This is a genomic window from Halomonas sp. 18071143 (assembly GCF_019211725.1).
Classification (GTDB): Bacteria; Pseudomonadota; Gammaproteobacteria; order Pseudomonadales; family Halomonadaceae; genus Vreelandella; species Vreelandella stevensii.
Map to the genome: position 1 here is coordinate 1,511,731 of NZ_CP078120.1, position 19,511 is coordinate 1,531,241.

The window sequence follows — 19,511 nt, forward strand, 5'->3', positions numbered from 1 at the left end:
TTTGAAATCACTGAGGTGACATCGTGAAACGGTTTCTTATCGCCGTGGGGCTGATCATTGCACTAGGCGTTGCCGCAGTGGCCGGTGGTTACGCCTATTGGCAGCATCGTCTGGCGGCGCCCATTGCGCTGGATGAGCCTGCGCTTTACCAGGTGCCTGCCGGTGCCGGCTTCAATCAGGTGATTCGCCAGTTGGAAGCGGAAGGCATTATCCAGGCGCGCTGGCCCTTCCAACTGCTGGCGCGGCTGGAGCCCGAGCAAGTGCCGCGCCTACGGGTAGGCGAATATCAGCTGGTGCCGGGCATGAGCGGTATGGAGTTGGTGGCACTGCTGGGCAGCAACAACGTGGTGACGTACTCGTTGACCATCCCGGAAGGGTGGACCTTCCGCCAGATGCGCGCTTTGCTGGACAGTGCCCCGAAGCTGGAAAATCGCACTGCCGAGATGAGCGATGACGAGGTCATGGCCTTATTGGGGCGTGAAGGCACGTTTCCTGAGGGTTGGTTCTTTCCGGATACCTACCGCTACCACCTGGGCATGAGTGATGTGGATATTCTGCGCCAGTCGCTGAGCCGCATGGAGCGAATCCTGGAAGAGGTCTGGGAGCAGCGTGATGACGACCTGACCATCGATACCCCTTACGAGGCGTTGATCATGGCGTCGTTGATCGAACGCGAAACCGGTGCGCCGGAAGAGCGTCGTGAAATCGCCGGGGTGTTCAAGCGGCGCATGGAGCGGGGCATGCGGCTGCAGACCGACCCGACCATCATCTATGGCATGGGCGAGCGTTATCAGGGGCGCATTACTCGCGCCGACATCCGCGAGGCAACCCCCTACAATACTTACGTGATCGATGGCCTTCCGCCCACGCCCATCGCCATGCCGGGGCGCGCCTCGCTGGAGGCGGCGGTGAATCCGTTGCCGGGTGAAACGCTCTACTTCGTTTCCCGTGGCGATGGTACGCACCACTTTTCGCGCACCCTGCGCGAGCACAACAATGCGGTGAATCGCTATATTCGCAACCGCTGACACACAGATCATGGCGAGCATTATCATGGCGTATCTATTCCGTAAGGGGCAGCAATGAGCAAGCGTGGTCGCTTCATCACCCTGGAGGGCGGTGAGGGCGTCGGAAAATCTACCAACGTGGCGTTCGTGGAGGCCTGGCTGAAAGAGCAGGGGCTCGACGTAGTGCGAACTCGTGAGCCCGGTGGCACGCCGCGTGCCGAAGCCATTCGCGAGCTGCTGCTGGATCCTGCACCCCAGGAGCCGCTGAGCGTGGACGCTGAGCTACTGCTGGTCTTTGCAGCCCGAGCACAGCATCTGGCGGAAAAAATCGTGCCGGCCCTGGAGCGCGGTGCCTGGGTAGTGTGTGACCGCTTCACCGACGCCACCTTTGCGTATCAGGGTGGCGGGCGTGGCATCGATCCGGCGCGCATTGCTCAGTTGGAGTGCTTCGTTCAGCAAGGGCTTGCGCCGGATTTGACGCTGCTGCTGGACATGCCCGTCGAGGCTGCCCGCCAACGCCTGGAGGGGCGGTTGCGTGATCTCAATACCCAGCGCGACCGTTTCGAGCAGGAGCAGGCCGCGTTTTTCGGCGCCGTGCGTGAGGCTTACCTGGCGCGGGCCCAAGCGGCACCGCAGCGCTTTGCCGTGGTCGATGCGGCACAGCCTCTCGAAAGCGTGCAGGCGGCCATTGCGCGCGCACTGGAAACACGGATGGCGCAATGGTCGTAAATGATGTCTTGCCGTGGCACCAGGCGACGTGGCGGCAGCTGGTTCGCTTGGCCGACAGCGGTCGCATGCCCCATGCGCTGCTGCTCAGCGGCGCCCATGGGGTGGGCAAGCAGCAGCTTGCCGAAGCGCTGATCGCACGCACGCTATGCGCGCAGCCCGGTGACCAGGCGTGTGGTCATTGCCATGCTTGCCATATGCTGGCGTCAGGCTATCACCCCGACCTGCTGAGGGTGTCGCCGGAGGAGGGCAAGCGTCAAATTCGCATAGACCCCATTCGCGAGGTCAACCGTTTCGTGTCACAAACGGCCCAGCAGGGCGGTTACCGAGTCATCGTCGTGTCACCGGCGGAGGCCATGAACATCGCGGCGGCCAATGCGCTGCTCAAGAGCCTCGAGGAGCCGGGTGAAAAGACGCTGTTCATTCTGCTCTCCGATGTACCCTCTCGCACGCTGCCCACCATCCGTTCGCGCTGCCAGCAGTGGGCGCTACCCAGCGTGGCATTCGACGAGTGCCGTGGCTGGCTGACCCAGCAGTTGGGCGGTGACGAGGCACACTTCTGGTGGCAAGTTTCAGGCGGACTGCCCTTGCTGGCGGTGGAGCTGGCGGCGCCGGAGGAGCGGGCGCTACGCCATCAGATTCATGACTGCTTTGAGCAGCTGGTCAGAGGCGCCGAGCCGGTGGCGGAGGCGGCGCGGTTGGATCGTCAGGCGATCGATTCGATCTTGTGGTACGGTATCGCCTGGCTTGAAGACTTGATCCGGCTAGGGCTGTCGGGCGAGCAAAGTGCTTTGCATAACCCCGATCTTGCGCCGCTGTATCGGCAAGCCGTCAAGAATGGCCGGGTTCAGGATTGGTTTCGGCTGCTCGATTACGCCCGCGAGCAACGTCGGCTACTGGCCGTTGGAGCCAACCCCAACCCGCAACTGGTGCTGGAGGCCTGGCTGGTGCGCTGGTCGGCCCTGCTGCGCTCATGACAACGTGTTTTTGACGAGGTGGTGATGGCTGCTCAAAAAGCGCTCTCCTTGACCATACCGGATGTGCCTACGCTGCTCGCTGCCTATATGCCTTTTCTGGATCGCGGCGGGATCTTCGTCCCCACGCCTTCGCTCTATCGTCTCGGGCAGCCGGTGGTATTGCTGTTGACGCTGCCGGGGGAGACCGAACGCCTTTCTGTCAGTGGTCAGGTCATCTGGATTTCGCCTGAAGGTGTCAGCGGTCGGCGGATGCCGGGCATCGGGGTGCATTTCAGCCAACAGGATTACCCTGTCCGCGACCGGATCGAAACCTTGCTGGCCGGTCAGTTGGACAAGGCACCGCCTTCGTTCACGTTGTAATATTTTCGTCACGCCACTCATCCCCTGCGAGATTTTCATGTTCGTTGATTCACACTGTCATCTGGACCGCCTATCCGAGCTTACCCACGGCGGCGACGTGGCTGCCACGCTGGCAGCAGCGCGTGCTGCTCACGTGCATCAGTTTCTGGCCATCTCGACCTCGCTGGAAGCGTTGCCTGGTCTGGCCGCCATCGCCAGGGCACATGAGGATGTGGTGATATCGGCAGGGCTGCATCCGCTGCACCAGGCTCCGGTAGAGCCCAGCGTGGAGCAGATCGTGGAGGCCGCCCAGCAGTACGACGTGGTGGCCATCGGGGAAACCGGGCTGGACTACCACTATCAGGAGAGCGTGCCTCAGGCCGTTCAGCATGAACGCTTCAAGCGTCACCTGATCGCTGCCTCCGAACTCGAGCTGCCGGTCATCGTGCATACTCGAGAGGCCAAGGAGGACACCCTGGCCCTGCTGCGCGAATACGCCGATCCTCACGTCGGCGGGGTATTGCACTGCTTCACCGAAGATCTGGACATGGCCCGAGAGGCCGTCCGGCTCGGCTTCTACATTTCGCTGTCGGGAATCATCACGTTTCGTAACGCAGCGCCATTGCGAGAGTTGGCTCGACAGCTGCCCCTCGACAGGCTGCTGATTGAAACCGATAGTCCTTATCTGGCCCCCGTGCCCTATCGTGGTAAACCCAATGAGCCTGCCTGGGTCGTCGAAGTCGCCGAGTGCATTGCTCAGCAGCGCGGCATCACCACCGACGAGGTCGCCATGCAGACTACCGCCAATTTCTACCATCTGTTTCGTGGTGCCGTTCCCGATGCACCGCCTCATGTCAAAGAAGCGCTGGCCCAGTCCGGTCTGTTGGTATAGCGCTCGGCGCAGTTCAGGAGAAGGGCGATGACGCTGGATCGGCTACTGCAGCAACGGGGTGACGCGGCAGATATTCCCCCGCTGGATACCTGGCATCCTGCGCTGTCTGGCGACATGGATATCGTGATTCATCCAGACGGCACCTGGCAGCACGAGGGGCAGCCGTTTGCGCGCCCGGCGGTGGCGAAGCTGCTGGCAAGCCTGCTGCGCCTGGACGATGAGGGCTACTGCCTGGTGACACCTGCGGAGCGCTGGCGCGTTCAAGTAGTGGACCGTCCGCTGCTGATCGTGGAAGCGGATTTCTACGCTGACGCCTGGTGGTTCAAGACTCAGTTCGACGATGTGGTGCGGCTGGACCACCAGCACCCGCTGACGCTGACCGCCACCCCCGACGGAGAGTTGGCCCCCGAGTGTGCGGTGCGCTTTGGCCTGGCCGCGCGCCTGCATCGCAACGTGTTCTACCGACTGGTCGAGCAGGCCCAGATACACGAGCTGGCCGGTGGCCGCAGCGAGTGCCGTCTCTACAGTGCGGGTGAATGGTATCGGCTGGGCATGTGGGATCACGGCGTGGCGGGTGAGGTCTCGTGAAACTGACCGCCGAACAGCAGGCCGTCGTTCACCACGATGCCGGGCATGCACGGGTCGCGGCGGTAGCAGGAGCCGGTAAAACGACCACCATGGCCGCACGCGTGCTGCACCTGTTGGCGCAGGGAGTCTCCCCGCGGCGGATGCTGGTACTGATGTTCAACCGCTCGGCCAAGGATGATTTTCAGCGTCGCCTTGCCAAAATGGCGCCGCAGGGGCAAGTCCTGCCGGATGTACGTACCTTCCATTCGCTCGGGCATCGGCTCACGCAAAGTTTGTGTCGTTGGGGGGCGCTGGCGCCGCGGCGGCTGCTCTCTGCCGAGTGGCAGATGGAGCGTTTGCTGCGCCAGGCAAGTCTCAATGTGCTGGGCGATGCCGAGCAACGGGATGCCGCCCTGGAAGGGGAGCGCCTGGAAGCGCTGGCCCATTTTTGTGCTCTGGTCAAAGCAGAGATGTTGCCTGCTGCCACGCTGTATGAGCAGCTAAGCTACGAGCCTGACACCGATTACTTTCCGGCAGCCTTCAGCGAGGCCGAGCGCCTGCTGGAAGCCGAAGGCGTCATGACTTACGCGGACTTGCTCTACCGCCCGCTGCAAGCGCTGGAGGCCGAGCCTGCTTTGCGTCAGCGGGTCGAAGGATTCCTCGACCACGTCATCGTGGATGAATACCAGGATATCAATACCGTTCAGCAGCGGCTGTTGGCCGTGCTGGCAGGCCCTGATGCCAGCGTCATGGCAGTAGGAGATGCCAATCAGTGCATCTATGAATGGCGGGGTGCCAGGCCGGACACCATGCTGGAAAACTTTACCGCCACCTTCGGCACCGCCACGGATTACCCGCTCTCCACGACCTTTCGCCATGGACACGCGCTGGCGCTGACGGCCAACCACGCCATCATGGCGAACCAGCGCCGCCCCGACCAGCTATGCCTGGCGGCTGCCCAGAATCCGAAGACTCAGGTCCGCGTGGGGCAGGGCAGCCGCCTGTTGCTGGATGCCTTGATGGACTGGCAGGCCCAGGGGCGGGCATTGAGTGATGCCAGCCTGCTGGTGCGCAGCTGGGCGCTTTCGGTGCCTTTTCAGCTGGCGCTGCTGCAGGCCGGGGTGCCTTTTCGGCTGCTGCGTGAGGATCGCTTCGTGTTTCGCCTGCCGCTGGTACAGGCACTGGCAGGCTATTTGAAGCTGTCGCGGCGGGCCGAGTTGCTGCACGATCCCGAGCATCTGCTGCTGTTGCTGTCCCAGCCCGCGCCGTTCGTGGCCCGTGAGCGCCTGCAGCGCCTGGCGTCTCAGCTGGCGGCCACCCAGCGCTGGCCAGAGCGAGATGACGCCGTGCTGTCCGCGCTCAAACCCTTGCAGCGGCGCACGCTGAAAAAACGCTGGGAGCTGCTGTGCGAGCTGCCGCGTTTGGCTGGCTGGCCGCCAGCCCGGCTGCTGCATCACGTGGTGGATACCATCGATGCCGAGAAAACCCTCAAGCGCGCGGCTGCTCGGCGCGATAAAGGCGAGGAAGACGTGCGTCTGCTGGACGTGTTGATCGAACAGGCGGAGAGCGTTCGGGACCCCGATGCCTTCATCGAGCTGCTGGAGCGCCCAGTGGAGAATCAGGCCCAGGGCGTGTTGATTACCACGGTGCATGGTGCCAAAGGCCTGGAGTGGCCGCTGGTGGCGGTGGCCGGCGTCAATGAAGAGGACTTTCCCCACTACAGCCGCGACAACCCGCTCAGCGATGAGCGTCTGGAAGAGGAGCGGCGGCTGTTTTATGTGGCCATCACCCGCGCCAAAGAGCAGTTGCTGGTGCTGCATGACGGTGGCGCTCATCGCCCTAGTCGTTTCATTGGTGAAAGCGCCTGGCAGGATGCCGTGCGTATTGCTGAATGCCTGCATGATGAGGGCGGCAGCGCCGAGCCGCTGGAGGTATCGTCGCCTGGGTTGGTGAGACGCTACCTCGACCGGTTGGGACGCAGTGATATCGTTCTGACTGCCTCGCAGCTCAAGGAAACCCCTGCGGACTATCAAGTGACCATGTCGTTCTACCCGGGCCAGCGTCTGCGACATGCCGTATTTGGGGAAGGCGAAGTGGCGGCAGTAGAGGGTAATCCGTCCGACCCGGTGATTGATGTGCGGTTTGTGCAAGCGGGGCGACGTCGTCTCATCGCCCGCCGTGCACCTATTGAGGTGATGGAGCCTCCGGTGCAGCCAGCGTAGCCAGCTGCACCATTGCTATCCCTGTTACATATTTGGATAGTTCGGGCCGCCACCGCCTTCAGGGGCTACCCAGGTAATATTCTGGGCGGGGTCTTTAATATCACAGGTTTTGCAGTGTACGCAGTTCTGGAAGTTAATCTGGAAGCGCGGCTTGCCTTGATCATCTTCGACGACTTCATACACCCCCGCCGGGCAGTAGCGCTGGGCAGGCTCGGCATACTTGGGCAGATTGTCACGAATCGGCAGCTCTGGGTCTGCGAGGCGCAGGTGGCAGGGCTGGTCTTCCTCATGGTTGGTGTTCGAGAGAAATACCGAGGTGGACTTGTCGAAGGACAGCTTGCCGTCCGGCTTCGGATACTGAATCTTCTCGAATTCGGCCGCCGGTTTCAGGGCACCGTGGTCGGTGGTGGTGTCGTGCACGTTGGGCAGCTTGTTGCCCAGCAGTTGGTTCGCGAAGTTATAAGCCCCGCCGCCGACCGTGCCATATTTATGGATCGCCGGACCAAAGCTGGCGCTCTCTTTCAACTCCTGGTAAGCCCAGCTGGCTTCCCACAAGCGTTCGAAGCTGGCCAGCGTCTGCCCACCCTCGTCGCCGCCCTTGATGGCTTCGAAGACGCTCTCCGCCGCCACCATGCCTGATTTCATGGCGGTGTGCAGGCCCTTGATCTTGGCAAAGTTCAGCGTGCCCGCGTCACAACCAATCAGCAGACCACCGGGGAAGGTCATCCTGGGCAGGCAGTTGAAGCCTCCCTTGGCAATCGCGCGCGCGCCATAAGCCACCCGCTTGCCGCCTTCCAGATATTGGCTGAGCACCGGGTGATGCTTCATGCGCTGGAATTCGTCGAAGGGCGAGAGCCACGGATTCTGATAGCCCAGGTCCATGATCAGCCCCACCACGACCTGCTGGTTTTCGGCGTGGTAGAGAAACCAGCCACCGTGGGTCTTGCTGTCCAGCGGCCAGCCAGAGCCGTGAACCACCAGGCCAGGCTCGTGCTTGTCGGCGGGTACATCCCATAGCTCTTTCAGCCCGATGCCGTAGTGTTGAGGGTCTCGACCAGCATCCAGCGAGAACTGCTTGATCAGGCGTTTGCCTAGATGGCCTCTGGCGCCCTCGGCAAATAGCGTGTACTTGGCGCGCAGCTCCATGCCGGGCATGTGGCTATCCTTGGGGGTGCCATCGGCACCGATGCCCATGTCGCCAATCAGAATGCCGCGCACCACGTCATCCTCGATGATCACTTCCTGGGCGGCGAAGCCCGGAAATATCTCGACGCCCAGGGATTCTGCCTGCTCACCCAGCCAGCGGCACAGGTTGCCTGCGCTGATCACGTAGCGGGTCAGTTCACCGCCGGTGTTGTGCATGCTTTTGGGTACCAGCGCATTGGGGATTTTCTGCGCCTTTTTGGCATCCTTCAGCAAATAAACATCGTCGCGCGTGGCGGGCGTGTTCAGAGGAGCGCCGCGCTCTTCCCAGTCGGGAAAAAGCTCCGCTAGGGCGCGGGGTTCGAACACCGCGCCAGACAGAATATGCGCTCCTACCTCAGACCCTTTCTCAACCACGCAAACGGTCAGTTCTTGTTCCGCTGCGTTGGCCTGTTGCATCAAACGGCAGGCGGCGGCCAGTCCAGAGGGGCCTGCGCCCACGATGACCACGTCAAAATCCATTACATCGCGTTCAACGGTTTCCACCCGGTTTCTCCTTATTCTCATAAGTGCCACTCGTCGGTGCTAGCGATTGAGCACTAGCTTATGAAAAGATGGCCTTAATTTAAAACGGTCGTTTGCTTCTGGTTATCACCCATGATAGGCATAATACCTGTGTCAGGTAACCCCTACGATGGCAAAAGCGCACTTTACGGTAAAAGCCGCCAGCGACTACGACCAAGGCCGCAGTGATTAGGTGTTGTTGCATAAAGGTAGGCTGTGGCAAATTGATAGGGTTTTTCATTTACTAGCCTATCAAACGCTTGCATGAATTTTTTTACGCTGCCATCCGAGCGGCGTCTGTTCAGGTCAACGGCTATCATCCAGGCCAAGCGAGGAACCTATGAAAGTACTGGTCGCGGTAAAACGCGTCATCGACTACAACGTCAAAATCCGCGTTAAAGCGGATCATTCTGACGTGGATCTTACCAACGTCAAAATGGCCATGAACCCCTTCTGCGAAATTGCCGTAGAAGAAGCCGTGCGCCTGAAAGAGAAGGGCGTAGCCACCGAGGTCGTGGCCGTGACCGTAGGCCCCAAGGCCGCCCAGGAGCAGCTGCGCACCGCGTTGGCGCTGGGGGCCGACCGCGCCATCCACATCGAGACCGACGAGCGTGTCGAATCGCTGGCGGTGGCCAAACTGCTGGCCAAAGTGGTGGATGAAGAGCAGCCCGGTTTGGTGATCCTCGGCAAACAGGCCATCGACACCGACAACAACCAGACCGGCCAGATGCTGGCAGCCCTCACTAACCTGCCGCAAGGCACGTTTGCTTCGGAAGTGGCGGTAGACGGCGACAAGGTCAACGTCACCCGTGAAATCGACGGCGGCCTGCAAACCGTCGCCCTCACGCTGCCCGCTATCGTCACCACCGACCTGCGCCTCAACGAGCCGCGCTACGCCAAGCTGCCGGACATCATGAAGGCCAAGAAAAAGCCGCTGGATGTCAAAACCCCCGCCGACTATGGCGTGGAGGTAGACTCCAGGGTCACGCTGCTCAAAGTGGAATCCCCCGCCGAGCGCAAGGGCGGTATCAAGGTCGCCTCGGTGGACGAGCTGATCGACAAACTGAAAAACGAAGCCAAGGTGCTTTGATAACGCGCTTTGAAAGGAACTGATCTCATGAGCATTCTGGTACTTGCCGACCTGCATGACGGCCAACTGGCCAGCGCCACCGCCCACGTCGTGGCAGCCGCCCAGGCGATCGGTGGCGATATCGATGTACTGGTCGCCGGTGAAGGCGTCCAGACCGCCGCCGAAGCTGCCGCGACACTCGACGGCGTGAGCAAGGTGCGCGTGGCAGACAACGCCGTCTACGCCCATCAGCTTGCCGAGCCCATGGGCGCGCTGCTGGTCGCCCTGGCCGACGACTACACCCACGTGCTGACCAGCGCCTCCACCACCGGCAAGAACGTGCTGCCCCGGCTGGCCGCGCTGAAAGACGTCAGCCAGCTGTCGGAAGTGATTGGCGTCGAGAGCGCCGACACCTTCCTGCGTCCGATCTACGCCGGTAACGCCATCGCCACGGTGAAAAGCGACGACCCGCTGAAAGTCATCACCGTGCGTACCACCGCCTTCGATGCAGTAGGCAGCGGCGGCAGCGCCAGTGTGGACGCCGTGGACGTGGTCATCGACAACGCCCAGTCCCGTTTCGTGAAGCAGGAGCTGGCTCAGAGCGACCGCCCGGAACTCGGGGGTGCCAGGGTCGTCATCTCCGGCGGCCGCGGCATGGGCAACGGCGAAAACTTCAAGCTGCTGGACGGCATTGCCGACAAGCTGGGCGCCGCCATTGGCGCGTCTCGTGCGGCGGTAGACGCGGGCTTCGTGCCCAACGACATGCAGGTGGGCCAGACCGGCAAGATCGTCGCCCCCGAGCTTTACATTGCCGTGGGCATCAGCGGCGCGATTCAACACCTGGCGGGGATGAAAGACTCCAAGGTGATCGTGGCGATCAACAAGGACGAAGAGGCCCCGATCTTCCAGGTAGCCGACTACGGCCTGGTGGGGGATCTGTTCGAGATCCTGCCGGAGCTGGAGAGCAAGCTGTAAGCAGGAACGCCGTTTTACCAAAAGCCGACGTCGCAAGAGGTCGGCTTTTTTAATGGCGATGAATTCGATAAACTGAAAATAGTTGACTAAAGTGCTGGGATAAAGAAGTCGTCGCGCTGGTAGAAAAATTGCTGGGGCGGCAGTTGAAAAGGGTGAAGCAAGACCGCACCTTAGGTAGTGAACGTTATAGAAGCCACTCAAGGAGAAGATAGCATGGCCCATACCCTTCCTGAATTACCGTACGCTTACGATGCACTCGAGCCGCACATCGATGCGATGACGATGGAGATTCACCACTCTCGTCACCACAACACCTACGTGACCAACCTGAACGGCGCTTTGGAAGGCACCGGTCTGGAAGACGTGCCCGTAGAAGAGTTGGTCGCCAATCTGGATCGCGTGCCGGAAGAGAAGCGTCAGGCTGTCATCAACAACGGCGGTGGTCACGCCAACCACTCCATGTTCTGGCAGATGATGTCTCCCAATGGTGGCGGTCAGCCCCAGGGTGATGTTGCCAAGGCCATCGATGCTGAGCTGGGTGGCTTCGATGCGTTCAAGGACGCTTTCAAAAAAGCGGCGCTGGGCCGTTTTGGCAGCGGCTGGGCGTGGCTATCTGTCACACCCGAGAAGAAGCTGGTCGTCGAGAACACGCTCAACCAGGATAGCCCTCTGATGCATGGCAACACGCCGCTGCTGGGTCTGGATGTATGGGAGCACGCGTACTACCTCAAGTTCCAGAACAAGCGCCCCGACTATGTTGACGCTTTCTTCAATGTCGTGAACTGGGAAGACGTCGAGCGTCGCTACCAGGCTGCCAAGGCCTGATAATGGTCGAAAATTGCGCCTGAGCGCGTGATTTTACAGCCAAAGCCGCCCCCTTTTAGGGGGCGGCTTTTTTTGGGTTTCTGGGTATAGCGCTGGGTATGGATTGTCAATAACCTGTGGATGAAAAAAATACCATATATGCTTGAATTGATTTTCTGGTGATCTATATATAGTATGCGTGGAGAATTTCAGAGGGGTGGCGCCATTACCATGCGCTACCCGAAAAGTGTCGCTATGAAAAGGAAAATAGCCATGGAAATCCAAATTTATAGCAAGCCTGCCTGCGTACAGTGCACCGCTACCTATCGTGCGCTGGACAAGCAGGGTTTGGAGTACACCGTGATCGACATTACGGAAGAGTCTGGCGCGCAGCAGCAGGTCGAAGCTCTGGGCTATCGTCAGTTGCCGGTCGTCGTGGTAGGTGAGGATCACTGGTCCGGCTTCCGCCCTGACCGTATCCAGGCGCTGGCATAGTTCAGCCGCCATGCACACGGCCACGGTGGAAACCAGGCAGGCGGGTACGCTGGTCTATTTTTCCACCAAGTCAGGCAATACCCATCGGTTTATCGAAAGGCTTGGCTTGAGCGCCCAGCGGCTGCCATTGAATCGTGAAGAGCCCACACCACGCGTCACGCAGCCTTACATATTGGTGACGCCTACCTACGGCGGTGGCCATGCACAAGGCGCCGTGCCGGGGCAGGTGATTCGCTTCTTGAACGATGAGTACAATCGGCACCTCATTCGAGGTGTCATTGCCTCGGGTAATACGAATTTTGGTGAAGCTTACGGGTTGGCAGGGCGCATCATCGCGCAAAAGTGCCGGGTACCGTTGCTTTATCGCTTTGAACTGTTTGGCACCGATGACGATGTCGCCAAGGTCCGCAAAGGAGTAGAAGAGTTTTGGAAACGTCAAGCTCAGTCTCTAACAACGTAGCGTCCACCAGCGCCGCTACCAAGAAGTCGGCAGAAGCGAAACGTCCTGCTGCGGGTACCAACGAAGCGCGTACGCTGGATTATCATGCGCTCAACGCGATGCTCAATCTGTACGGTGCCAACGGCGAACTGCAGTTGGACAAGGACCGCGAAGCAGCGCGTCAGTACTTCCTTCAGCACGTCAACCAGAACACGGTTTTCTTCCACTCGCTGGAAGAGAAGCTGGACTACCTGGTGGAAGAGGGCTATTACGAGGCCAACGTACTCGATCAGTACAGCTTCGCATTCATCAAGTCGCTGTTCGAGCAGGCGTATGCCTACAAGTTTCGCTTCCCCAGCTTCCTGGGTGCCTTCAAGTACTACACCAGCTATACGCTGAAGACCTTCGATGGCAAGCGTTACCTGGAGCGCTACGAAGATCGCGTGTGCATGGTTGCGCTGACGCTGGCGCGTGGGGATGAAGCGCTGGCCAAGTCGCTGGTGGATGAAGTGATCAGTGGTCGCTTCCAGCCAGCCACGCCGACTTTCCTGAACTGCGGCAAACAGCAGCGCGGTGAGCTGGTGTCATGCTTCCTGCTGCGTATCGAAGACAACATGGAGTCGATCGGTCGGTCGATCAACTCGGCGCTGCAGCTCTCCAAGCGTGGCGGCGGGGTGGCGTTCCTGCTGACCAACATCCGTGAGTCTGGCGCGCCGATCAAGCGTATCGAAAACCAGTCGTCGGGCATCATTCCCATCATGAAATTGCTGGAAGATGCGTTCTCCTACGCCAACCAGCTGGGCGCACGTCAGGGGGCCGGGGCTGTGTACCTGAATGCTCACCATCCCGACATTCTGCGTTTCCTCGACACCAAGCGCGAAAATGCCGACGAAAAGATCCGCATCAAGACGCTCTCGCTGGGCGTGACCATTCCGGATATCACGTTCGAACTGGCCAAGCGTAACGACGACATGTACCTGTTCTCCCCCTACGATGTAGAGCGGGTCTACGGGGTGCCGTTTGGCGATATCAGCGTCACCGAGAAGTACCATGAAATGGTGGCGGATGCGCGCATTCGCAAGCAGAAGATCAATGCTCGCGCCTTCTTCCAGACGCTGGCTGAGCTGCAGTTCGAGTCCGGTTACCCGTACATCATGTTCGAAGATACGGTCAATCGCGCCAACCCGATTGCCGGTCGCATCAACATGAGCAACCTCTGCTCCGAGATTCTGCAGGTCAACACGCCGACCGAGTATGACGACGACCTGGGATACCGCGACATCGGTCAGGACATCTCCTGCAACCTGGGCTCGATGAACATTGCCAAGGTCATGGATTCGGGCGATATCGGCACCAGCGTCGAAATCGCCATTCGCGGCCTGACGGCCGTGTCCGAAATGAGCAACCTGAGCAGCGTGCCCTCGATTGCCGAAGGGAATGCCAAGTCGCGTGCGATTGGTCTGGGGCAGATGAACCTGCACGGTTTCCTGGCGCGTGAGCACATCTATTATGGCTCGGAAGAGGGGTTGGATTTCACCAACCTGTACTTCTACTGCGTCGCGTTCCATGCCATTCGTGCCTCGAACCAGCTGGCCATTGAGCATGGCGCCACCTTCGCCGGTTTCGAGGACTCCACCTACGCGTCGGGCACGTTCTTCGACAAGTACACCGACCAGGCCTGGCTGCCGCGTACCGAAAAAGTACGCCAGCTGTTCGAACGCAGTGGTATTGCGCTGCCGACCCAGGAAGATTGGCAGGCCCTGAAGGCCTCGGTCATGGCGCACGGCCTGTACAACCGCAACTTGCAGGCAGTGCCGCCCACGGGCTCGATCTCCTATATCAACAACTCCACTTCCAGTATTCATCCGGTGGCGGCGAGAATCGAGATTCGTAAAGAAGGCAAGCTGGGGCGGGTCTATTATCCGGCGCCGTTCTTGAATGAAGACAACTTCGATTACTTTCAGGATGCCTATGAAATTGGCCCTGAGAAAATCATCGATACTTATGCAGAAGCGTCGAAGCATGTGGATCAGGGGCTGTCACTGACACTGTTCTTCCCTGATACCGCTACCACTCGGGATATCAACAAGGCGCAGATCTATGCATGGCGGAAGGGTATCAAGACCCTTTACTACATTCGCTTGCGCCAAAGCGCGCTGGAAGGCACCGAGGTAGAAGGCTGTGTCTCCTGCACGCTGTAACGATATTCCCACTGGCATGTGATGACGTTTAGAAGAGAGCGCTGATGACAACGATGCAACGCCTGTCGCGGGTTAATGCGATCAACTGGAACCGTCTGCAGGACGATAAAGATCTGGAGGTGTGGAACCGCCTGACCAGCAACTTCTGGCTGCCGGAAAAAGTGCCGCTGTCCAACGACATTCAGTCGTGGAACACGCTGACTCAGCAGGAAAAGCAGCTGACCATCCGGGTCTTCACCGGCCTGACACTGCTCGATACCATCCAGAGCAGCGTGGGTGCGCCGGTGCTGATGGAAGATGCGCGTACGCCCCATGAAGAAGCGGTTTACACCAACATTGCCTTCATGGAATCGGTGCATGCGCGCTCCTACAGCTCGATTTTCTCGACGCTGTGCGCCACCCGGGACGTGGACGATGCGTTCCGCTGGAGTGAGGAGAATCCGTCGCTCCAGTTGAAGTCCGAGCTGATTCTCAAGCGCTATCGCTCCGATGACCCGCTGATGCGCAAAGTGGCCAGCGTTTTCCTGGAGTCGTTCCTGTTCTACTCCGGCTTCTATCTGCCCATGTACTGGTCCAGCCATGCCAAGCTGACCAATACCGCTGACCTGATTCGTCTGATCATTCGTGACGAAGCGGTGCACGGTTACTACGTGGGCTACAAGTTCCAGCAGGCGCTGGCGGAAGCCACCCCGGAGCGTCAGCAGGAAGTGAAGGATTATGCCTACGAGCTGCTGCTGGAGCTGTACGACAACGAAGTGCGCTACACCGAGTCGCTGTATGATGCGGTGGGCTTGACCGAAGACGTGAAGAAGTTCCTGCACTACAACGCCAACAAGGCGTTGATGAACCTCGGTTTCGAGCCGCTGTTCCCCAGCAGTGTCACGGACGTCGACCCGACGATCATGGCGGCGCTGTCCCCCAGCGCAGACGAGAACCACGACTTCTTCTCGGGGTCTGGCTCGTCCTACGTCATCGGCAAGGCCGTCGCTACCGAAGACGACGACTGGGCGTTCTGATCGTTCAATTAGCGTGCCACTCAACGGGAGCCTCAGAGCTCCCGTTTTTTATGGGTGATGAAAAGATTTCGTTATTGAATGTTAATGATAAATATTGTCATTTGCTCTATTGATGGTAGGCTATGCACGCTAACGATTTAAACGCAAATCGTTCTTATATTTGGTGAGCCTTGGCGAGCTGATACTGATAGCGCGCTGAGCAGTGATGGAGAGACGACGTGCTGAAAAGGCCTTTCTTTGCCTTGAGCGGATATTGGCTTGCTGGAATGCTGGCCAGTACATCGCTGATGGCGAGCGATGAAACGATGGATCAGGCGGCCCAGAGTGTCGAGGCCCAGCAAGTGCAATCTGAGCTGCAGCAGCAAATCGACAGGGCCGACGAAGCAACGCGAGAACAGTTGGAAGAATTGCGCCAACTGGAGCAGGAGACGCGGCAGATGAGCGCTTCCAATGCTGCCCTGAGTAGTCGCCTGGCCGGTGAAGCGGAGCGCCAGCAGCGGTTGGCCCAGGCGCTGGATACGCTGAGCGATACACGTGCTGCGCTGCCGGCCATCGAGCAGGATATGGCCGAACAGCTCAGCCAATGGATCGCGTCGGATCTGCCTTTCCTGCGCGCCGAGCGCTTGGCACGCGTAGAAGGGGCCGAGGCGTCCACCCAGGAGAGCGCCGAACGGATTGCCGAGCTGCTCGAAGCCTGGCGTGCAGAGCTGGCATACGGCCGCCAGGTGGATCGCTGGCGGGGGCGTTTGCAGCGCGACGGCGAGGCTCCTCGGGAAGTCGATTATCTGCGTATTGGGCGTATTGGCCTCTATTACCTGACGCCGGATGGCCGTGAGGGCGGCGTATGGGACCAGCAGCGCGGCGAATGGCTGGCGCTGGAAGAGCGTGCACGCCGAGAAGTGCGTAATGGCCTGCGTATTGCCGATGATCAGCGTACGCCTGAACTGCTGCAATTGCCGCTATCGATCACCGCCACAGGAGCGCCGTAATGAAACTATCCAGCTATCGGCGCGGCGTGCACAAGATGGCCTGCCTGCTGCTGGCCATGAGCGTTTGGGCGAGCGCCCCGGCCATTGCCCAAAGCAGTGATGTCACGACGCTGCGTGATGCCCGCGAAGCAGCAGAAGCGCGAGATCAGGCGCGGCTGCAGTCGTTTCTGGAAGATCAGGACGCCCTGGCTGCTGCCCTGGAGGAAGCGCGCGCCGCGCACGCAGCCGCCGAGCAGGAGCAGGTTGCCCTGCAGGCGCAACAGCAAGAGCAGGCCGAGCAGGCCGAGGTTTTGGCTCAGCGTCAGGATGAGCAGGGGGAGGCCCTTACGGCACTGTTGGCCGATCTGACGCGGCACAGCGAGGAGCTGCGCAACGAGTTGGGAGGGGAGAGCTGGCTGACGTTGACGCCTGACGCTTTGCCTCCGCGCCTTAACGACGTCGAGGTGCTGGAGCGTGAGCACCTGGAGAGCGTGGTAGACCGGCTGGCAGCCTTGACCATGAACACCGGGCAGGCCGAGCGTCTCGAGTTGCCCGTGGCAGACGGTGCTGGCGAGATTGCGCCTCGTCAGGTGGTCCGTTTGGGGGATTTTGCCGCTTTCACGGAGTCGGCACTGCTCCGCAAGGGGCAGGATGACCAGAGCCTGGCCGAGCTGCCGCGTACGCCGTCGGAAATCCGCCGTCTGCTCGCCGCCTACCACCAAGGTGAGAGCCGTGAATTTGCCATCGACCCTACCCAGGGCAGCGTACTGCAGGCGTTGGCCCAGCAGCCCAGTCTCTGGGAGCGTTTCCAGCAGGGGGGGTATGTCGGCTATGTGGTCGTGGTGCTGGGGGGTATCGGTCTGTTGGTGGCGCTGGCGCAATACCTCTATCTGCTGCTGGTAAGCGCACGGGTGCGTCGTCAACGCCGTCAGTTGGAGCAGCCGCGAGCAGACAATCCGCTGGGCCGAGTGCTGCAGCGTTTCAAGGACATGGACAAGCATCAAACCCCCGAAGCCCTCGAAGCCCGCCTGGATGAAGCGGTGCTGGCAGAGCTGCCGCGCATCGAGCGAGGCCAGCCCATCGTCAAGCTGTTGGCCGCCATTGCGCCGCTGCTGGGCCTGTTGGGTACGGTGACGGGCATGATCGTCACCTTTCAGGCCATTACCGTGTTCGGTACCGGTGACCCGCAGCTCATGGCGGGAGGGATCAGTCAGGCATTGGTGACGACGGTATTGGGTCTGGTGACAGCGGTGCCGTTGCTGTTTGCACAAACGGCACTGTCCAGCCGTAGCCGGTCCATTACGCAAGTGATCGAAGGGGAGGCTAGCGCCACCCTGGCCGATCACCTGGAAGCGCAGTCCGCCCATCCCGGGCAAGCGGTGAACTGATATGCCGACGTTGCCCCTTTGGCTGGAGCCGGTAGAGCGGTTGTTGGATGCCGGTGGCGCGGTGCTGGTGGTGCTTGCGCTGGTGGCCGTGCTGGTGTTCGCCATGGCCATCGAACGCTGGTGGTACTACCGCATCAGCTGGCGACGTGCGCGTCGTCAGCTGGTGCACCGCTGGGCAGCGCGTAGCGACCATCGCAGCTGGAGCGCACGGACGTTGCGCGATGTGTGGAGTGCGGCCCTGGTGGCCAAGCTGCGTCGGCCGCTGCCGTGGATCAAATTGCTGGTGGCGTTGTGCCCGCTGTTGGGTTTGCTGGGCACGGTCACCGGCATGATCACCGTGTTCGATAGCCTCTCCATGAGTGACACCCATCAGGCCCGAGCCATGGCCGATGGCGTGGCCCGAGCCACGCTACCCACATTGACAGGCATGGCCATTGCCGTGGTGGGCATGCTGTTTATCAGCCGTTTGGAGCACGTGATTCGCCGCGAAGACCAGCGTCTGCATGATCGCCTGGCGCGTGCCCTGGAGGAAAATGATGCGTAGACGCCGTTCCATAGAGGCCGTCGAAGAGAGCAATGAAGTCAACCTGACCCCGATGCTGGATGTGGTCTTCATCATGCTGATCTTCTTTATCGTGACGACCAGCTTTATCAAGGAGAGTGGCGTAGAGATCGAGCGCCCGGAAGCGGCCGCCGCCACACAGCGTCCGGACGCCCAGGTGCTGATCGCGATTACGCCGGAAGGAGCCGTCTGGGTGGATGGTCGTCCGGTCGATGCCCATCGCATCGGTCAGGAAGTGGCCGGCATGCTCAGTGGCGATGGCTCGGTGGTCATCCAGGCCGATCGAGCGTCCACCACTGGACTGCTGATCGAAGTGATGGATCGCCTGCAGCAGGCAGGCGTCGAGCAAGTGGCGGTGGCGGCTAGTCGGAGTGCGCCATGATACGCCACGGGTTCTCGCTGCTGGCTGGTACTGCGCTGGCGATGGGGCTGTTCTGGATGCTGGCGCTGCTGGTGGCACCGCCGGAGCGCAGCGTCGACGAGCCGGTCATGTCCATGGCCATGACCATGGTGGAAGCGCCTGAGCAGGCAGCCGAGCCGGAAACGCCGCCGCCAGAGCCTGCCCAGGCGGCTCCTGCGGCTCCCCCTCCTGCACCAGCGCCTGCCCCTGCGCCGGTCGCCACGAGTCAGATTGCGCTGCCCGATCTGGCTTTGCCGGATGCACCGGTAGAGCCGCTGGAGTTGGAGAGCGAGCTGCCGGAGCTGACCGAGGCAAGGCCAGAGCCGACGCCACAGCCACGTCCGGAGCCGCAGCCTGCGCCAGAGCCCACGCCGGAGCCTGCCGCAGAGCCCGCGTCGCGCTCCGAACCATCCACGGCACCGGCGACGGCCGAACGTGAAGCGGCGCCAGCGGCAGAGCCTGCGCCCTCCAATGAGCCGGTGAGTGTTGGGCAGGTGGCGCCCACGAGTCGCGTCACTCCCACGTACCCCACCCGTGCCCAGCGGCGTGGCATGGAGGGTTTTGTCGAGGTGGAGTTCGTCATTCGGCGTGACGGCAGCGTCGATAGCGGAACGATTCGCGTCGTCAACGCCCAGCCGCGCCGCATGTTCGAGCAGGCGGCGGAGGAGGCCATTGCGCGCTGGCAGTTCGAGCCGAGTCAGCAGCTGCGTCGTGCCACTCAGCGCATCGAATTTCAGTTGCGGTAAGCCCGTCGAGG

General features: G+C 60.8%; 20 protein-coding genes. 19 read left to right on the forward strand and 1 reads right to left on the reverse strand.

The genetic code is table 11. The annotated features are described in order from the left end of the window. Positions 1-20 precede the first annotated feature (20 nt). Genes mltG through KVY02_RS07035 form a run of 7 tightly spaced genes read left to right on the forward strand, consistent with a single transcriptional unit; the run spans position 21 to position 6,730 of the window. Positions 21-1,028 (forward strand): endolytic transglycosylase MltG, encoded by a 1,008-nt coding sequence (gene mltG, locus KVY02_RS07005; protein WP_100730802.1) that lies wholly within the window; start codon positions 21-23, stop codon positions 1,026-1,028. A gap of 54 nt (positions 1,029-1,082) precedes the next feature. Then, positions 1,083-1,736, forward strand: a complete 654-nt coding sequence (gene tmk / locus KVY02_RS07010) for a dTMP kinase (RefSeq protein ID WP_016913555.1) — start codon at positions 1,083-1,085, stop codon at positions 1,734-1,736. Beyond that, a complete protein-coding gene (locus KVY02_RS07015) occupies positions 1,727-2,710 on the forward strand; it encodes a DNA polymerase III subunit delta' (protein WP_016913556.1) in 984 nt (327 codons plus the stop codon). Before tmk ends, KVY02_RS07015 begins: the two co-directional genes overlap by 10 nt. Before the next feature lie 24 nt (positions 2,711-2,734). Continuing rightward, positions 2,735-3,070, forward strand: coding sequence for a PilZ domain-containing protein (locus KVY02_RS07020; RefSeq protein ID WP_016913557.1), 336 nt, complete (start codon positions 2,735-2,737; stop codon positions 3,068-3,070). Between the two features lie 37 nt (positions 3,071-3,107). Next, the gene (locus KVY02_RS07025; RefSeq protein WP_081137104.1) at positions 3,108-3,941 is read left to right on the forward strand and encodes a TatD family hydrolase; all 834 of its coding nucleotides are present in this window, start codon (positions 3,108-3,110) and stop codon (positions 3,939-3,941) included. 27 nt (positions 3,942-3,968) lie between these two features. After that, entirely contained in the window at positions 3,969-4,529 is a 561-nt protein-coding gene (locus tag KVY02_RS07030; RefSeq protein ID WP_081137106.1) for a DUF1285 domain-containing protein, read from the forward strand. Beyond that, positions 4,526-6,730 carry an ATP-dependent helicase gene (locus KVY02_RS07035; RefSeq protein ID WP_081137108.1) on the forward strand — a complete coding sequence of 735 codons (2,205 nt, stop codon included), beginning with the start codon at positions 4,526-4,528 and terminating at the stop codon, positions 6,728-6,730. Before KVY02_RS07030 ends, KVY02_RS07035 begins: the two co-directional genes overlap by 4 nt. 24 nt (positions 6,731-6,754) lie before the next feature. Here the strand turns inward: KVY02_RS07035 and KVY02_RS07040 are convergent, their stop codons facing one another. Further along, positions 6,755-8,419 carry an electron transfer flavoprotein-ubiquinone oxidoreductase gene (locus KVY02_RS07040; protein WP_081137110.1) on the reverse strand — a complete coding sequence of 555 codons (1,665 nt, stop codon included), beginning with the start codon at positions 8,417-8,419 and terminating at the stop codon, positions 6,755-6,757. Between the two features lie 358 nt (positions 8,420-8,777). On the opposite strand from KVY02_RS07040, the gene KVY02_RS07045 reads away from it, so the two are divergent. From KVY02_RS07045 to KVY02_RS07100, 12 genes are all read left to right on the forward strand, one after another. Continuing rightward, positions 8,778-9,527: an electron transfer flavoprotein subunit beta/FixA family protein gene (locus tag KVY02_RS07045; RefSeq protein WP_218314848.1), complete on the forward strand. Its 750-nt coding sequence runs from the start codon at positions 8,778-8,780 to the stop codon at positions 9,525-9,527. A 27-nt stretch (positions 9,528-9,554) separates the two neighbouring features. Further along, the gene (locus KVY02_RS07050; RefSeq protein WP_081137114.1) at positions 9,555-10,481 is read left to right on the forward strand and encodes an electron transfer flavoprotein subunit alpha/FixB family protein; all 927 of its coding nucleotides are present in this window, start codon (positions 9,555-9,557) and stop codon (positions 10,479-10,481) included. Between the two features lie 213 nt (positions 10,482-10,694). Then, positions 10,695-11,306 (forward strand): superoxide dismutase, encoded by a 612-nt coding sequence (locus tag KVY02_RS07055; RefSeq protein WP_081137116.1) that lies wholly within the window; start codon positions 10,695-10,697, stop codon positions 11,304-11,306. A gap of 252 nt (positions 11,307-11,558) precedes the next feature. Beyond that, positions 11,559-11,780, forward strand: coding sequence for a glutaredoxin-like protein NrdH (nrdH, locus tag KVY02_RS07060; protein ID WP_039177227.1), 222 nt, complete (start codon positions 11,559-11,561; stop codon positions 11,778-11,780). A 10-nt stretch (positions 11,781-11,790) separates the two neighbouring features. Next, positions 11,791-12,240 (forward strand): class Ib ribonucleoside-diphosphate reductase assembly flavoprotein NrdI, encoded by a 450-nt coding sequence (gene nrdI / locus KVY02_RS07065; protein WP_081137118.1) that lies wholly within the window; start codon positions 11,791-11,793, stop codon positions 12,238-12,240. A gap of 98 nt (positions 12,241-12,338) precedes the next feature. Continuing rightward, positions 12,339-14,420, forward strand: a complete 2,082-nt coding sequence (gene nrdE, locus KVY02_RS07070) for a class 1b ribonucleoside-diphosphate reductase subunit alpha (protein ID WP_371317418.1) — start codon at positions 12,339-12,341, stop codon at positions 14,418-14,420. A gap of 44 nt (positions 14,421-14,464) precedes the next feature. Continuing rightward, a complete protein-coding gene (gene nrdF / locus KVY02_RS07075; protein WP_016913568.1) occupies positions 14,465-15,436 on the forward strand; it encodes a class 1b ribonucleoside-diphosphate reductase subunit beta in 972 nt (323 codons plus the stop codon). A 218-nt stretch (positions 15,437-15,654) separates the two neighbouring features. Further along, positions 15,655-16,425, forward strand: coding sequence for a DUF3450 domain-containing protein (locus KVY02_RS07080; RefSeq protein WP_081137122.1), 771 nt, complete (start codon positions 15,655-15,657; stop codon positions 16,423-16,425). After that, positions 16,425-17,792: a MotA/TolQ/ExbB proton channel family protein gene (locus tag KVY02_RS07085; RefSeq protein WP_081137124.1), complete on the forward strand. Its 1,368-nt coding sequence runs from the start codon at positions 16,425-16,427 to the stop codon at positions 17,790-17,792. Before KVY02_RS07080 ends, KVY02_RS07085 begins: the two co-directional genes overlap by 1 nt. A 1-nt stretch (position 17,793) precedes the next feature. After that, positions 17,794-18,336, forward strand: a complete 543-nt coding sequence (locus KVY02_RS07090) for a MotA/TolQ/ExbB proton channel family protein (RefSeq protein WP_039177218.1) — start codon at positions 17,794-17,796, stop codon at positions 18,334-18,336. After that, positions 18,329-18,736 carry an ExbD/TolR family protein gene (locus tag KVY02_RS07095; RefSeq protein ID WP_039177216.1) on the forward strand — a complete coding sequence of 136 codons (408 nt, stop codon included), beginning with the start codon at positions 18,329-18,331 and terminating at the stop codon, positions 18,734-18,736. Before KVY02_RS07090 ends, KVY02_RS07095 begins: the two co-directional genes overlap by 8 nt. Next, on the forward strand, positions 18,733-19,500 hold the full coding sequence (locus tag KVY02_RS07100) for an energy transducer TonB (RefSeq protein WP_218314849.1): 768 nt from the start codon (positions 18,733-18,735) through the stop codon (positions 19,498-19,500). The genes KVY02_RS07095 and KVY02_RS07100 overlap by 4 nt, the downstream gene beginning before the upstream one ends. Positions 19,501-19,511: the final 11 nt, after the last annotated feature.

Coding starts and splice junctions, on each gene's coding strand:
- KVY02_RS07025 (WP_081137104.1), top strand. CDS start 3,108: ATGTTCGTTGATTCACACTGTCATCTGGACCGCCTATCCGAGCTTACC.
- KVY02_RS07050 (WP_081137114.1), top strand. CDS start 9,555: ATGAGCATTCTGGTACTTGCCGACCTGCATGACGGCCAACTGGCCAGC.
- tmk (WP_016913555.1), top strand. CDS start 1,083: ATGAGCAAGCGTGGTCGCTTCATCACCCTGGAGGGCGGTGAGGGCGTC.
- nrdF (WP_016913568.1), top strand. CDS start 14,465: ATGACAACGATGCAACGCCTGTCGCGGGTTAATGCGATCAACTGGAAC.
- KVY02_RS07085 (WP_081137124.1), top strand. CDS start 16,425: ATGAAACTATCCAGCTATCGGCGCGGCGTGCACAAGATGGCCTGCCTG.
- KVY02_RS07090 (WP_039177218.1), top strand. CDS start 17,794: ATGCCGACGTTGCCCCTTTGGCTGGAGCCGGTAGAGCGGTTGTTGGAT.
- KVY02_RS07030 (WP_081137106.1), top strand. CDS start 3,969: ATGACGCTGGATCGGCTACTGCAGCAACGGGGTGACGCGGCAGATATT.
- KVY02_RS07100 (WP_218314849.1), top strand. CDS start 18,733: ATGATACGCCACGGGTTCTCGCTGCTGGCTGGTACTGCGCTGGCGATG.
- KVY02_RS07045 (WP_218314848.1), top strand. CDS start 8,778: ATGAAAGTACTGGTCGCGGTAAAACGCGTCATCGACTACAACGTCAAA.
- KVY02_RS07020 (WP_016913557.1), top strand. CDS start 2,735: ATGGCTGCTCAAAAAGCGCTCTCCTTGACCATACCGGATGTGCCTACG.
- nrdI (WP_081137118.1), top strand. CDS start 11,791: ATGCACACGGCCACGGTGGAAACCAGGCAGGCGGGTACGCTGGTCTAT.
- KVY02_RS07015 (WP_016913556.1), top strand. CDS start 1,727: ATGGTCGTAAATGATGTCTTGCCGTGGCACCAGGCGACGTGGCGGCAG.
- KVY02_RS07055 (WP_081137116.1), top strand. CDS start 10,695: ATGGCCCATACCCTTCCTGAATTACCGTACGCTTACGATGCACTCGAG.
- KVY02_RS07095 (WP_039177216.1), top strand. CDS start 18,329: ATGCGTAGACGCCGTTCCATAGAGGCCGTCGAAGAGAGCAATGAAGTC.
- nrdH (WP_039177227.1), top strand. CDS start 11,559: ATGGAAATCCAAATTTATAGCAAGCCTGCCTGCGTACAGTGCACCGCT.
- nrdE (WP_371317418.1), top strand. CDS start 12,339: ATGCTCAATCTGTACGGTGCCAACGGCGAACTGCAGTTGGACAAGGAC.